The following is a 12,337-nucleotide window of genomic DNA, read 5'->3' as shown; positions in this document are numbered from 1 at the left end:
CGAGGCATCGGGCGAGAGCGGCGGAGGGTCAGTCCCCGGCCGTCCCGTACAGGCGGTCGCCCGCGTCGCCGAGGCCGGGGACGATGTAGCCGTGCTCGTTCAGGTGGTCGTCCACGGCCGCCGTGACCAGCGTCACCGCCATCCCGGCCAGCTCCTTCTCCAGCACGGCCAGCCCCTCGGGCGCGGCCAGCAGGCAGATGGCGGTGACGTCGTCCGCGCCGCGCTCGATCAGCAGCCGGATGGCGGCGACCAGCGTGCCGCCGGTGGCCAGCATCGGATCCAGGATGTACACCTGACGGCCGGAGAGGTCCTCGGGCATCCGGGTGGCGTAGGTGGACGCCTCCAGCGTCTCCTCGTTGCGCACCATGCCGAGGAAGCCGACCTCGGCCGTCGGCAGCAGCCGGGTCATGCCGTCGAGCATCCCCAGCCCGGCCCGCAGGATCGGCACCACCAGCGGGCGCGGGTAGCTCAGCCGGACGCCGGTGGTGACCGCGACCGGGGTGGTGATCTCCACCTGCTCGGTGCGGACGTCCCGGGTCGCCTCGTAAGCGAGCAGGGTGACCAGTTCGTCCGTGAGCCGACGGAAGGTCGGCGAGTCGGTGCGCTCGTCGCGCAGCGTGGACAGCTTGTGCGCCACCAGGGGGTGGTCCAGGACATGAATCCGCATGTCCCAGACAGTAACGGAGCGGGGCATGCCGGACGACACGCCGGGCCCCTGTTCGCGTTCGGACAGCCGTTCCGACCGCCGACCCGACCGCCCCACGGTGTCAATGCGGCCCACCGGGGAACGTGACACGGTGGAGAGCAGTCCCATCGTCGGCAGGAGGGCGCATGTCCGACCACCGGAAGGCCGCGGCAGCCCCGACCGCGGACGGCCCGCGCCAGGACCGGGCGCGCGCCGCAGACGCGGCCGGGAGCCCCGCGCCCGAGGGCGGCATCGTCCGAGCGCCCAGGCCGCGCGCCGAGGCCCCGGCGGACCGGCGCCGGCGCCGCGCCGCCTTCCTGCGGGAGCTGGCCGAGGCCCGGGAACTGCGGGCCCGGGTGCAGCCCCGGCGCACCAAGGCGGCGCGCATGCGCCAGGCCGTACGAATGCGCACCTTCCGGGCCTGAGCGGCCACGCCACCCCCGGCTCACGACACGACCAGGGAAGACGCGCTGCCGAACACTCCCCGCAGAGCACTGCTTTCTGTCACGATGCCGATGGGGCGTTCGCACGGGCACCCCGACAGACGACGGGCGTGGCCTAGCCGCACAAAACCCTGGGAGAGTCGCTGGTGGCGTACTTCGCTGCATTGCTCGCTCGCACCGAGGACGGGTGGGACGTGAGCGAGACCGAACTTGATGATGTGGAAACCCTCGCTGACCTGGCCGACCTCGCGCGTGAGGCCGCCGCCGACGAGGAAACGGTTCTGGTCTTCATCGAACAGGAGGACGTCTGGTTCGCGGTCGTCCGCGTGGACGGCGAAGAGGATCCGCGGATCTTCGTCTCCGACGCCTCCTCGGCCTCCAAGAGCGCCTACGGTGAGATCATTCTCACGGACGAGCTGCTCGGACGCGGATCCGACGACGACCTGGACGACCTGGTGGTCGAACTCGACGAGGACGCCGAGGACGACGACGAGGACGAGGACGCCGTCGCCGAGAGCCCGGACGGCGTGCCCAACGGCCCCCTGGGCGATGCCGGGCTGCTCATCGAGTTCGGCATCGGGGCCAAGGAACTGATGGACATGAGCGTCGAAGGCGCGGTCCCGGGCGACGCCCTGACCGAGATCGCCGACGCGCTCGGCTGCGGCGAGGTGCTCGAAGCCGTCCGCTGACCGCCCGCCCGCGACCTCCGGCCACCGGCCGCAGCGCGGCGGTGCCGCCCCCACCGGTGCTGGACACTGGTGCGATGCGCACCGATCCGCTCCGCGACAAGTGGGCCCCGGCCATGCGACTGGCCCTGGCCGAGGCCCGGCTGGCCCTGCCCACCGGCGATGTGCCGGTGGGCGCGGTCGTGCTGGGCCCGGACGGGGCCGTCGTCGGCCGCGGCCACAACGAGCGCGAGGCCCTCGGCGACCCGACCGCCCACGCCGAGGTCCAGGCCCTGCGCCGGGCCGCCCGCCACCTCGCCGCGAACCCGGACAGCGGCCGCCGGGAGGGCGAGTGGCGGCTGACCGGCTGCACCCTCGTCGTCACGCTGGAGCCCTGCACCATGTGCGCGGGCGCCATCGTCCTCTCCCGGGTGGACCGCGTGGTCTACGGCGCCCTCGACGACAAGGCCGGCGCGGCCGGCTCGCTCTGGGACGTCATCCGCGACCGCCGCCTCAACCACCGCCCCGAGGTGGTCTCCGGCGTCCTCGCCCCCGACTGCGCGGCCGACCTCCGCGCGTTCTTCGACGACCAGCGCCTCCCCGGCCACCCCCGGAAACCCGTTTAGGAGCACTGCCCGGCGTCCGGTAGGCTGTCCCACGGTAGCGTGTCCGAGCGGCCAAAGGAGCACGCCTCGAAAGCGTGTGTGGGGGCAACTTCACCGTGGGTTCGAATCCCACCGCTACCGCTCTGAGCAGAACGAACGAAGCCCCGCCGGGTCCGCCCGGCGGGGCTTCTGCCGTTGCGCCCACCAGCGCCGTTCCGGCCTGGGCCGGTCCCGGGCCGGGCTCGTGCGCCGGGCGGACCAGCGCTCACCATCACGGTCGGCGAGGCCGCTTGGCCGAGGCGCTGACCATCCGTCGGAGGAAGGCCGGGCGCGGGCGGGGGTCAGGCGCCGACGTAGGCGGCGAGGTGGTGGCCGGTGAGGGTGGAGCGGTCGGCGACCAGCTCGGCCGGAGTGCCCTCGAAGACGACGCGGCCGCCATCGTGGCCGGCGCCGGGGCCGAGGTCGATGATCCAGTCGGCGTGCGCCATGACCGCCTGGTGGTGCTCGACCACGATGACCGACTTGCCGGAGTCGACCAGCCGGTCGAGCAGGCCCAGCAGTTGCTCGACGTCGGCCAGGTGCAGACCGGCGGTGGGCTCGTCCAGGACGTACACGCCGCCCTTCTCGGCCATGTGGGTGGCCAGCTTGAGCCGCTGCCGCTCGCCGCCGGACAGCGTGGTGAGCGGCTGGCCGAGGGTCAGGTAGCCCAGTCCGACGTCGGCGAGCCGGCGCAGGACGGCGTGCGCGGCCGGGGTGCGCGCCTCACCGGCGCCGAAGAACTCCTCCGCCTCGGCCACCGACATGGCGAGCACCTCGCTGATGTCGCGGCCACCGAGGTGGTAGTCCAGCACCGACGCCTCGAACCGCTTGCCCTCGCAGTCCTCGCAGGTGGAGGCCACGCCGGCCATCATCGCCAGGTCGGTGAAGATGACCCCGGCGCCGTTGCAGGTGGGGCAAGCGCCCTCGGAGTTGGCGCTGAACAGGGCCGGCTTGACGCCGTTGGCCTTGGCGAACGCCTTGCGGATCGGGTCCAGCAGCCCGCTGTACGTGGCCGGGTTGCTGCGGCGCGAGCCGCGGATCGGGCTCTGGTCGACCGACACCACCCCCGCGGCGCCCGCGCCCGCTGCCGCGCTGCCGGTGCCGCCCGCCGCCGCGTCGGCGACCAGCGAGCCGTGCACCAGCGAGCTCTTGCCGGAGCCGGCCACGCCGGTGACCACCACCAGCACCCCGAGCGGCACGTCCACGTCCACGTCCCGCAGGTTGTTGGTGGTGGCGCCGCGGATCTCCAGGACGCCGGTGGGCGTCCGCACGGTCTCCTTGACGGCGGCCCGGTCGTCCAGGTGGCGGCCGGTGACGGTGCCGCTGGCCCGCAGCCCCTCCACGCCGCCCTCGTAGCAGACGCTGCCGCCGGCCGCACCGGCGCCGGGGCCGAGGTCCACGACGTGGTCGGCGATCCCGATCACCTCCGGCTTGTGCTCCACCACCAGCACCGTGTTGCCCTTCTCGCGCAGCCGCAGCAGCAGGCCGTTCATCCGGCTGATGTCGTGCGGGTGCAGGCCGGTGGTGGGCTCGTCGAAGACGTAGGTGACGTCGGTGAGCGAGGAGCCCAGGTGGCGGATCATCTTGACCCGCTGCGCCTCGCCGCCGGAGAGCGTGCCCGAGGGCCGGTCGAGCGAGAGGTAGCCGAGCCCGATCTCCACGAAGGAGTCCAGGGTCTGCCCCAGTGCCGTCAGCAGCGGAGCCACCGAAGGCTGCTGGAGGCCGCGGATCCACTCGGCCAGGTCGGTGATCTGCATCGCGCAGGCGTCGGCGATGTTGACGCCGCCGATCCGGGACGACCGGGCCGCCTCGGCGAGCCGGGTGCCGCCGCACTCGGGGCAGTCGGTGAAGGTGACCGCACGGTCCACGAACGCCCGGATGTGCGGCTGCAGCGCCTCCCGGTCCTTGGACAGGAACGACCTCTGGATCTTCGGGATCAGTCCCTCGTAGGTGAGGTTGATGCCGTTGACCTTGACCTTGGTCGGCTCGCGGTGCAGGAAGTCCCGCATCTCGGTCTTGGTGTACCTGCGGATCGGCTTGTCCGGGTCCAGGAAGCCCGACTCGGTGAAGATCCGCACCGTCCAGTGGCCGTCCACGCTGTAGCCGGGGACGGTGATGGCGCCCTCGGCGAGCGACTTGGAGTCGTCGAACAGCTGGGTGAGGTCGATGTCGGAGACCTTGCCCAGGCCCTCGCAGCGCGGGCACATGCCGCCGGTGCGGTTGAAGGTCTGCTTCACCGTCCTGCTGCCGCCGCGTTCCACGGTGATCGCGCCGCTGGCGCGGACCGAGGGGACGTTGAAGGCGAACGCGTTGGGCGAGCCGATGTGCGGCTGCCCCAGCCGGCTGAACAGGATGCGCAGCATGGCGTTGGCGTCGGTGGCGGTGCCGACCGTGGAGCGGGCGTCGGCGCCCATCCGCTGCTGGTCCACGATGATGGCGGTGGTCAGCCCCTCGAGGACGTCCACCTCGGGCCGCCCCAGCGAGGGCATGAAGCCCTGGACGAAGGCGCTGTACGTCTCGTTGATCAGCCGCTGCGACTCGGCGGCGATGGTGCTGAACACCAGGGAGCTCTTGCCCGAGCCGGAGACGCCGGTGAACACCGTCAGCCGGCGCTTCGGCAGCTCGACGCTGACGTCCTTGAGGTTGTTCTCGCGCGCGCCGTGCACGCGGATCAGGTCGTGGCTGTCGGCGGCGTGCGGCGCAGGCGACTGCCTGTCCTTCCTGGTGGCCATGCTGGTCCTCTTCCTGCCTCTGCTGCGCCGTCCGGCCGGGACGGTCTGGCGGTCACGCTAGTGCCGCCGGGGAGCCGACGCTTCTCGAATCCTGACCAACCGCATGCGGAAGACCCGTTCCGGGGTGCGGCCGGACGGGCCGCGGAACGGGGCCGAGGGGGGCGCGAAAAGGAGGAGGGCGCGAAGAGGAGGGGGAGGGGGACGGCTCCGGGGGGACGAGCCGCCCCCCGATCGGAGCCCCACAACCGGTCGTCGCGTCGGGGGAAGTCGCAACGGCCGGTCCCACAGCGGGGGCTCCGCATCCCTCGTACCGAGTGGTTCCTGCCAGACCCGATCGGTACACCCTCCACTCTGCTACACGAACACACGTCCCGCATCCGGCGTCGCGCTCGATCAGCTGGGAGTTTCCGCCAACCGTGGCCGCGCCGTCACCGAGCGCTGCCGGGCGCCGACGGAACCGGGCACAGGCGACCGATTCCGGTCATCCTGCGAGCGTACGGCGCTAGGCTTCGGCCATCGGGGCGGCGCAGGGGAGCGCCGCAGGGAGGCAGGCACGACCATGGGGCAGGCCAAGAAGATAGCCATGTACATATTGGTCATCTTTGTGCTCTATACGATCATCACGGCCCCGGTGCGTGCGGCCAACCTGGTCCAGGTGGGCTTCACCGGGATCTCCAGCGCGGCCAAGTCGGTGGGCACCTTCATGTCCAACCTGGTGAAGTAACCTCGGACCGTCCTTGATCACCCGCCCGGCCGCCCCGGCCGGCGCCCGCCCGCCCGAGGAGCACCGCGATGATCCGCCACCTGGTCCTGTTCAAGCTGAACGAGGGCGTCGCCAAGGACGACCCGCGCGCCGCCGAGGGCGCCCGGGCCTTCGCCGAGCTGGGCGGCGCCATCCCGCAGCTGCGCGAGTGGGAGTGCGGCTGGAACCTGAGCGACCGCGACATCGCCTACGACTTCGCCATCAACAGCGCGGTGGACGACGCCGAGGCGCTGCAGTCGTACCTCGCCCACCCCGCGCACCAGGCCGCGGTCGCGCTCTGGAAGACCATCGCCACCTGGGTCATCGCCGACCTGGCGGTCTGACCGCCCAGGCAGCCTTTCGCGGAGGCCGTCCTGGGAGGCCGTCCCAGGAGGCGGCTGCGGCAAACCGGCCGGGGGCGGATCGCAGCCGTACGGCGGCACCCGTTCACTCCCCTGCCGCCAATCCACCAACACACCTATTTGCGGTGCTTGCCCGACTACCATGCGTCTTGTGATGCTATGACCGGTTTGCCGGATGGTGGACTGGGGCAGCGTTGCCCCTCACGGGAGCTCCGAGGGGTGGCGTGTCGGTGCAGGCACAGGGGAGTGCAAAGGACGAGGGTGACGCACCCGCGCCCCCCACCCCCGTCGACCAGTCCCGGGTGGACGTTCGAACCCTCACCCGCGTGCTGTTCGAACGCCTGGCCGAGCTGCCCGTCGGCACCCCCGAGCGCGAGCGGGTCCGGGCCGCGCTGATCGAGGTGAACCTGCCGCTGGTCCGCTACGCCGCAGCCCGCTTCCGGGGCCGCAGCGAGCCGATGGAGGACGTCGTCCAGGTCGGCACGATCGGGCTGATCAACGCCATCGACCGGTTCGACCCCACCCGCGGCGTGCAGTTCCCGACGTACGCCCTGCCGACGATCCTCGGCGAGATCAAGCGCTACTTCCGCGACAACGTCCGCACCATGCACGTGCCCCGGCGGCTGCAGGAGCTGTGGGTGCAGGTCAGCGCGGCCATGGAGGACCTCACCGTGGCCCACGGCCGGATGCCCAAGGTCCCGGAGATCGCCGCCAACCTGCGCATCCCCGAGGAGGACGTCCGGGCCTGCCTGGACGCCGGGCGGGCCTACAACGCGACCTCGCTGGAGGCCGCCCAGGAGCACGACGGCGGGCTGGCGCTGCTCGACCGGCTCGGCTACGAGGACGCGACGCTCACCCATGTGGAGCATCGGGACATGGTCCGTCATCTGCTCGTGCAGCTGCCCGAGCGGGAGCGGCAGATCGTCATGCTGCGCTTCTTCGGCAACCTGACGCAGTCCCAGATCAGCACCGAGCTGGGAATGTCGCAAATGCATGTATCTCGCTTGCTGGCAAGGATCTTTACCCGCCTGCGCAACAGCAACTCCTGGGAGCTCTAGGCTCGTCCGCCGCTTGAGCCGCGCCCGTAGCCGAGCTGATTTCCGGTCAGTTCCCCACCCGAACCCGGCCTGACGACACGTTACCGCCGCGTGACATCTGGTCCTGTTCGGGTTTGCAGGGGATGCTGTGCCGGTATCCCAGTGGAGGTACATCGAGTCGTCGGCTTGTCGACTCTTCGACAGTGGTGCAGACATGAGGGGGTAGCGTGTCCGTCAATCTGGACAGCCCTGAGGTTCACTCCAACGCGTCGGTCCTCCCTGCCCCCCGGGCGGCCGGGACCGGACCGGCCCTGCCCGACATCGTGCTGCCGCACCTCGGCGGGACGACGCCGACCGCGACCGCGACGGTCGTGACCGCGACCGCGACCGCGACGATCCTGACCGCACCGGTCCCCGCGGCCGAGGCCCCGGCGCCCGCGCCGGACGCCGCGCCGGCCGCGCCCGAGCGCGACGGGCTCGACACCCGCACCCTCTCCCGCTCGCTGTTCCAGCGCTTCGCCACGCTGACCCCGGAGTCCGACGACTACACCTACGTCCGTGACACCCTGATCGAGCTGAACCTCCCCCTGGTGCGCTACGCCGCGGCCCGCTTCCGCAGCCGCAACGAGCCCATGGAGGACATCATCCAGGTCGGCACGATCGGCCTGATCAAGGCCATCGACCGGTTCGACAACGAGCGCGGCGTCGAGTTCCCGACCTTCGCCATGCCCACCATCATCGGCGAGATCAAGCGCTTCTTCCGCGACACCAGCTGGTCGGTGCGCGTGCCCCGGCGGCTGCAGGAGCTCCGGCTGTCGCTCACCCGGGCCGGGGACGAGCTGGCCCAGAAGCTCGACCGCTCGCCCACCGTCGCCGAGCTCGCGGCCTGCCTCGGGGTCAGCGAGGAGGACGTCGTCGAGGGCCTGGCCGTCGGCAACGCCTACACCGCCAGCTCGCTGGACACCGCCCCCACCGACGAGGACGGCGACGGCCCGCTCGCCGAGCGGCTCGGCTACGAGGACGCCGCCATGGAGGGCGTCGAGTACCGCGAGTCGCTGAAGCCGCTGCTCGCCCGGCTGCCCGCACGCGAGCGGCGGATCATCATGCTGCGCTTCTTCGGCAACATGACCCAGTCGCAGATCGGCGAGGAGATCGGCATCTCGCAGATGCACGTCTCCCGGCTGCTCACCCGCACCCTGGCCACGCTCCGCGAAGGCCTGATCGCGGAGGCGTGACCGCCGGGTCACGACCGCGCCGCGCGGGGCGGCCCAGGCCCCCGCCCCGCACGCGCAGCCCCGTACCAGCGGCGCCCGTACCCGCATCTGCGGGCACCGCCTCAGTCGACGAGCAGGTTCTTCCGCAGCGCCGCCAGCGTCCCGGCATCCAGGCCCAGGCCGTCGGCGAGGAAGGCGTCGAAGCTGGGCCAGCCCTCCGCCACGGCCGCGAACGCGGCGTCGAGGTAGGACTCCTCCGCCCGGATGACCGGCAGCATCAGCGACGGGTCCTCCAGCACCTTGTTCCTGGTGAACGCCGCCATGATCCGCGCCACCGTGGGCGCCGAGCGCTCGTTGGTGACCAGGTAGTCCTGGTAGACCGTGTCCCGGTCCACGCCCAGGGCGGTGAGCAGGACGGCGGCCGTCCAGCCGGTGCGGTCCTTGCCCGCCGTGCAGTGGAACAGCAGCGGGGTGCCGTCGGGGTCGGCCAGCAGCCGGACGGTCTGCGCGAAGCGCGAGCGGATCACCGGGTCGGTCACGAACCAGCGGTACATCTCCGACATCAGCCGCTCGCCGCCGCCGTCCCCGAGCAGGGCGTGCTGCGCGGCGGCGTCCTGGACCGAGAGGACCTCGCGCAGGGCGACGTAGACGTCGTGCTCGGGCGAGTACACCGGCAGGTGGACCAGCCGGACCGGTCCGGCGTCGATGCTGGTGGCGCCGTCGGTCAGCTCCACCGCGGCGACCTGCTCCGGGTCGAGCCCGGGCAGCCGGTCGCTGCCGTTCTCCCGGACCTCGTTCAGCCCGCGCAGGTCCACCACCTGGCGTATGCCGAGCGCGGTGAGGGTCTCCAGGTCGGCGTCGCTGAGCCGGTGCAGGGCGTCCCCGCGCAGGGCCGCGCCGGTCCGGACGGTCCGGCCGTCGGCGGTGCGGTAGCCGCCCAGGTCCCGGGCGTTGGCCGCGCCGTGCAGGCCGAGGCTGCGCGCGGGCCCCTCGGGTTGGTGCGTCTGGTCGTGCATGGTCTGCGACTCGCTCACGTCAGGTTCTCTTCCTGGCTCGACGCGGCTCCGGGCCGGCGTCCGGCCGGCCCCGGGCCCTGCGCAGTCAGTCTAGGCAGCGCGGCCGGACGCTCCCGCCGGGCACGGCGCAGCCCCGCGGCCGGCCGTCGCCAGGCGAGTGACGGCCGGCCGCGGGGCTGCGAGCCGGGGGCTGCTGCGGATGACTGCGGGGGACTGCTGCGGGGTGTTCGCGGGGGACGTGCAGCCGGGGGGCTGCCGGGACTGCGGGGGACTGCGAGGGAGGGCTACTTGACGGCGAGGTAGACCACGCCGACGACAACCACGAGGGCGATGATCACCCCGATGGCGATCAGTCCGGTGCGGCTGCCCCCGCTGACGGCGGTGGCGGGCTGGGGCTGGGGCTCGTCCACGAAGGCACGGAACATCTGGGTGCTCGCGGACGGGTCCTCGACGGGGGTGTTCTGCTGGTAGTCGGCCATGGCAGAGGACTCTAGCCAATGCGGACGCACCGTAGTCGCCCCAGCGTGTAGCAGTCCTGTACCAGAATGCCCCACCGCCCCGACCGGCCCGCGCCCGTCGGCGCCCCGGCCGCCGCTCACCAGCCCGGCGGCCTGGGCCGGAAGTCGGGCACGAAGCTCCGCATGTAGCCGGTGTCGTCCCGGCGGCGCAGCCCGCAGCGCAGGTACAGCTCGTGCAGCCGGGCCAGGGCGTCCGGGTCGAGCTCCACGCCGAGGCCGGGGGCGTCCGGCACGGCGACCGCGCCGCCGCTGAACTCCAGTGCGCCGGGGACGATGACGTCCTCGTCCTCGGGCTTCCAGGGCCAGTGGGTGTCGCAGGCGTACGTGAGGTGCTCGGTGGCGGCCGCGACCTGGACCATGGCGGCCAGGCTGATCCCGAGGTGGCTGTTGGAGTGCATGGACAGCCCCACCCCGAAGTCCGCGCACAGCCCGGAGAGCTGCTGGGTGTGGCGCAGCCCGCCCCAGTAGTGGTGGTCGGAGAGCAGCACCCCGACGGCCCGCTGCCGCATCGCCGGGGCGAGGTGCTCGGGCGCGACCACGCACATGTTGGTCGCCAGCGGCATGGGCGCCTGCCGGGCGACCTCCGCCATCGGGGCGATGCCGGCGACCGGGTCCTCCAGGTACTCCAGGACGCCGTCCAGCCGCTCGGCGACCCTCAGCGCGGTGGGGACGCTCCAGGCGGCGTTGGGGTCGAGCCGCAGCGGCAGTTCGGGGAAGGCGGCGCGCAGCGCCAGCACTGCCTCGATCTCCTCCTCCGGGGGCAGCACCCCGCCCTTCAGCTTGACCGCGCCGAAGCCGTAACGGTCGATCATGCGGCGGGCCTGGCCGACGACGGCGTCCGGGTCCAGCGCCTCGCCCCAGGCGTCCTCGGCCGCGCCCGGGTGCCCGGCCCACTTGTAGAACAGGTAGGCGGAGAACGGCACGCTGTCGCGCACCGCCCCGCCGAGCAGGTCGGCGACCGGGCGGCCGACGGCCTTGCCCTGGGCGTCGAGGCAGGCGACCTCGAAGGCGGCGAACACCGACAGCACGGTCTTGCTGGTGGAGCTGCCGCCGGTCAGGCCGTGGCTGTCGGCGAAGGCCCCGCCGCCGACAGCGGCGCCGACGGCCCGCTGGATCAGGCCGAGATGGAAGACGTCCAGCCCGACGACGGCCCGGGCGGCGGCGTCCAGCAGCGCCAGGAAGGCGTCGTCGCCGTAGGACTCGCCGAGGCCGACGATGCCGTCGTCGCAGTGCAGCTGGACGACGCTGCGCAGGGCGTAGGGCTCGTGCACGCCGACGGCGTTGAGCAGCGGCGGATCGCGGAAGGCGACGGGGGTGACGGTGACCTGGCGGATCCTCATGCGAGGACCGCCCGGCCCGCGGCGATGATCCGGGCCAGCTGCTCGACGTGCTCGGGCAGCGCCTCGACCAGCGGCGGCCGCACCGGTCCGACCGGGATGCCCTCCAGCCGGGCGCCGGCCTTGACCAGCGAGACGGCGTAGCCGGGGACGGTGTCGCGCAGGTCGGCGAGAGGCAGCAGGAAGGCGGCGAGCAGGGCGTCCACCCGGGCGTCGTCGCCGGAGTCCAGGGCCCGGGCGAAGGCGTGCGCCAGGTCGGGGGCGAAGGCGTGCACGGCGGAGGAGTAGCTGCCGACGCCGATGGCCCGGTAGGCGCGGGCGGAGAGCTCGGCGGTGGGCAGGCCGTTGAGGAAGGCGAAGCCGGCGGCCCGGGGGTGGCCGCTGGTGCGGACGGTGGCGACGATCCGCTGCATGTGCTCGATGTCGCCGAGGCCGTCCTTGAGCCCGACCACCTGCTCCAGGTCGAGCAGCGCCAGCGCGGTGGCCGGGTCCAGCCGGGCGTTGGCCCGCTGGTAGACGATCACCGGCAGCGGGCTGTCGTGGACGACGTAGCGGATGTGGCCGAGCACGCCCCGGGGGGTGGAGCTGACCAGGTAGGGCGGCAGCAGCAGGACGCCCTCGGCGCCGCAGTCGGCGGCGTCGGCCAGGCACGCGCGGGCGGCGGCCGGGCCGCCGCCCGCCCCGGCGAAGACCGGGACCCGCCCGGCGGCGGTCCTCACCGCGACGCCGAGGACCTCGCGGTACTCGTCCCGGCCGAGGGCGGTGAACTCGCCGGTGCCGCAGGCGACGAAGACCGCGCTGGTCCCGGCGGCGATCTGCTGGTCGACGTGGGCGGCGAAGACGTCCGCGGCGAACCGGTCGTCGTCGGTGAACGGGGTGAGCGGGAAGGAGAGCGGTGGGACCAGGGCGGCGGGCAGATCCATGGGGCTCCTCGGCATACGG

13 protein-coding genes and 1 tRNA gene are annotated in these 12,337 nt (G+C 72.8%); 8 read left to right on the top strand and 6 right to left on the bottom strand.

Annotated features, from left to right (window positions below; genetic code table 11):
• Positions 1-28: 28 nt before the first annotated feature.
• Positions 29-667: a uracil phosphoribosyltransferase gene (upp, locus tag GXW83_RS00830; RefSeq protein WP_182440955.1), complete on the bottom strand. Its 639-nt coding sequence runs from the start codon at positions 665-667 to the stop codon at positions 29-31.
• 164 nt (positions 668-831) lie between these two features.
• On the opposite strand from upp, the gene GXW83_RS00825 reads away from it, so the two are divergent.
• From GXW83_RS00825 to GXW83_RS00810, 4 genes are all read left to right on the top strand, one after another.
• On the top strand, positions 832-1,110 hold the full coding sequence (locus tag GXW83_RS00825; RefSeq protein WP_182447734.1) for a hypothetical protein: 279 nt from the start codon (positions 832-834) through the stop codon (positions 1,108-1,110).
• Between the two features lie 212 nt (positions 1,111-1,322).
• The gene (locus tag GXW83_RS00820) at positions 1,323-1,817 is read left to right on the top strand and encodes a hypothetical protein (RefSeq protein ID WP_255431236.1); all 495 of its coding nucleotides are present in this window, start codon (positions 1,323-1,325) and stop codon (positions 1,815-1,817) included.
• 74 nt (positions 1,818-1,891) lie between these two features.
• Entirely contained in the window at positions 1,892-2,419 is a 528-nt protein-coding gene (locus tag GXW83_RS00815) for a nucleoside deaminase (protein WP_182440953.1), read from the top strand.
• A 33-nt stretch (positions 2,420-2,452) separates the two neighbouring features.
• Positions 2,453-2,539, top strand: a tRNA-Ser gene (locus GXW83_RS00810).
• A 200-nt stretch (positions 2,540-2,739) separates the two neighbouring features.
• Here GXW83_RS00810 and GXW83_RS00805 read toward each other — a convergent pair.
• Entirely contained in the window at positions 2,740-5,169 is a 2,430-nt protein-coding gene (locus GXW83_RS00805; protein ID WP_182440952.1) for an excinuclease ABC subunit UvrA, read from the bottom strand.
• 583 nt (positions 5,170-5,752) lie between these two features.
• Between GXW83_RS00805 and GXW83_RS00800 the strand changes: the two genes are divergently transcribed.
• The 4 genes from GXW83_RS00800 (at position 5,753) to GXW83_RS00785 (ending at position 8,545) form a co-directional block, all read left to right on the top strand.
• The gene (locus GXW83_RS00800; RefSeq protein ID WP_182447733.1) at positions 5,753-5,893 is read left to right on the top strand and encodes a hypothetical protein; all 141 of its coding nucleotides are present in this window, start codon (positions 5,753-5,755) and stop codon (positions 5,891-5,893) included.
• A gap of 68 nt (positions 5,894-5,961) precedes the next feature.
• Entirely contained in the window at positions 5,962-6,255 is a 294-nt protein-coding gene (locus GXW83_RS00795; protein WP_182440951.1) for a Dabb family protein, read from the top strand.
• Positions 6,256-6,467: 212 nt separating this feature from the next.
• Positions 6,468-7,331, top strand: a complete 864-nt coding sequence (locus GXW83_RS00790; RefSeq protein ID WP_370466526.1) for an RNA polymerase sigma factor SigF — start codon at positions 6,468-6,470, stop codon at positions 7,329-7,331.
• A gap of 350 nt (positions 7,332-7,681) precedes the next feature.
• Positions 7,682-8,545 carry an RNA polymerase sigma factor SigF gene (locus GXW83_RS00785; protein ID WP_182446948.1) on the top strand — a complete coding sequence of 288 codons (864 nt, stop codon included), beginning with the start codon at positions 7,682-7,684 and terminating at the stop codon, positions 8,543-8,545.
• A gap of 101 nt (positions 8,546-8,646) precedes the next feature.
• Here the strand turns inward: GXW83_RS00785 and GXW83_RS00780 are convergent, their stop codons facing one another.
• From GXW83_RS00780 to GXW83_RS00765, 4 genes are all read right to left on the bottom strand, one after another.
• Entirely contained in the window at positions 8,647-9,558 is a 912-nt protein-coding gene (locus GXW83_RS00780) for a tyrosine-protein phosphatase (protein WP_182440950.1), read from the bottom strand.
• A gap of 266 nt (positions 9,559-9,824) precedes the next feature.
• Positions 9,825-10,019: a hypothetical protein gene (locus GXW83_RS00775; protein WP_182440949.1), complete on the bottom strand. Its 195-nt coding sequence runs from the start codon at positions 10,017-10,019 to the stop codon at positions 9,825-9,827.
• 116 nt (positions 10,020-10,135) lie between these two features.
• Positions 10,136-11,398, bottom strand: coding sequence for a glucarate dehydratase family protein (locus tag GXW83_RS00770; protein WP_182440948.1), 1,263 nt, complete (start codon positions 11,396-11,398; stop codon positions 10,136-10,138).
• On the bottom strand, positions 11,395-12,318 hold the full coding sequence (locus GXW83_RS00765; protein WP_225446668.1) for a 5-dehydro-4-deoxyglucarate dehydratase: 924 nt from the start codon (positions 12,316-12,318) through the stop codon (positions 11,395-11,397). The genes GXW83_RS00770 and GXW83_RS00765 overlap by 4 nt, the downstream gene beginning before the upstream one ends.
• Positions 12,319-12,337 lie beyond the last annotated feature (19 nt).

Source organism: Streptacidiphilus sp. PB12-B1b (genome assembly GCF_014084125.1).
GTDB lineage: Bacteria > Actinomycetota > Actinomycetes > Streptomycetales > Streptomycetaceae > Streptacidiphilus.
The sequence above is the reverse complement of the archived record's forward strand: the minus strand, read 5'-3'. Positions and strand labels throughout refer to the sequence as shown.

Excerpts from the sequence above, each read along its gene's own strand:
- GXW83_RS00800 (WP_182447733.1), top strand. The coding sequence starts at position 5,753 with ATGTACATATTGGTCATCTTTGTGCTCTATACGATCATCACGGCCCCG.
- GXW83_RS00765 (WP_225446668.1), bottom strand. The coding sequence starts at position 12,318 with ATGGATCTGCCCGCCGCCCTGGTCCCACCGCTCTCCTTCCCGCTCACC.
- GXW83_RS00795 (WP_182440951.1), top strand. The coding sequence starts at position 5,962 with ATGATCCGCCACCTGGTCCTGTTCAAGCTGAACGAGGGCGTCGCCAAG.
- GXW83_RS00815 (WP_182440953.1), top strand. The coding sequence starts at position 1,892 with ATGCGCACCGATCCGCTCCGCGACAAGTGGGCCCCGGCCATGCGACTG.
- GXW83_RS00775 (WP_182440949.1), bottom strand. The coding sequence starts at position 10,019 with ATGGCCGACTACCAGCAGAACACCCCCGTCGAGGACCCGTCCGCGAGC.
- upp (WP_182440955.1), bottom strand. The coding sequence starts at position 667 with ATGCGGATTCATGTCCTGGACCACCCCCTGGTGGCGCACAAGCTGTCC.
- GXW83_RS00805 (WP_182440952.1), bottom strand. The coding sequence starts at position 5,169 with ATGGCCACCAGGAAGGACAGGCAGTCGCCTGCGCCGCACGCCGCCGAC.
- GXW83_RS00825 (WP_182447734.1), top strand. The coding sequence starts at position 832 with ATGTCCGACCACCGGAAGGCCGCGGCAGCCCCGACCGCGGACGGCCCG.
- GXW83_RS00770 (WP_182440948.1), bottom strand. The coding sequence starts at position 11,398 with ATGAGGATCCGCCAGGTCACCGTCACCCCCGTCGCCTTCCGCGATCCG.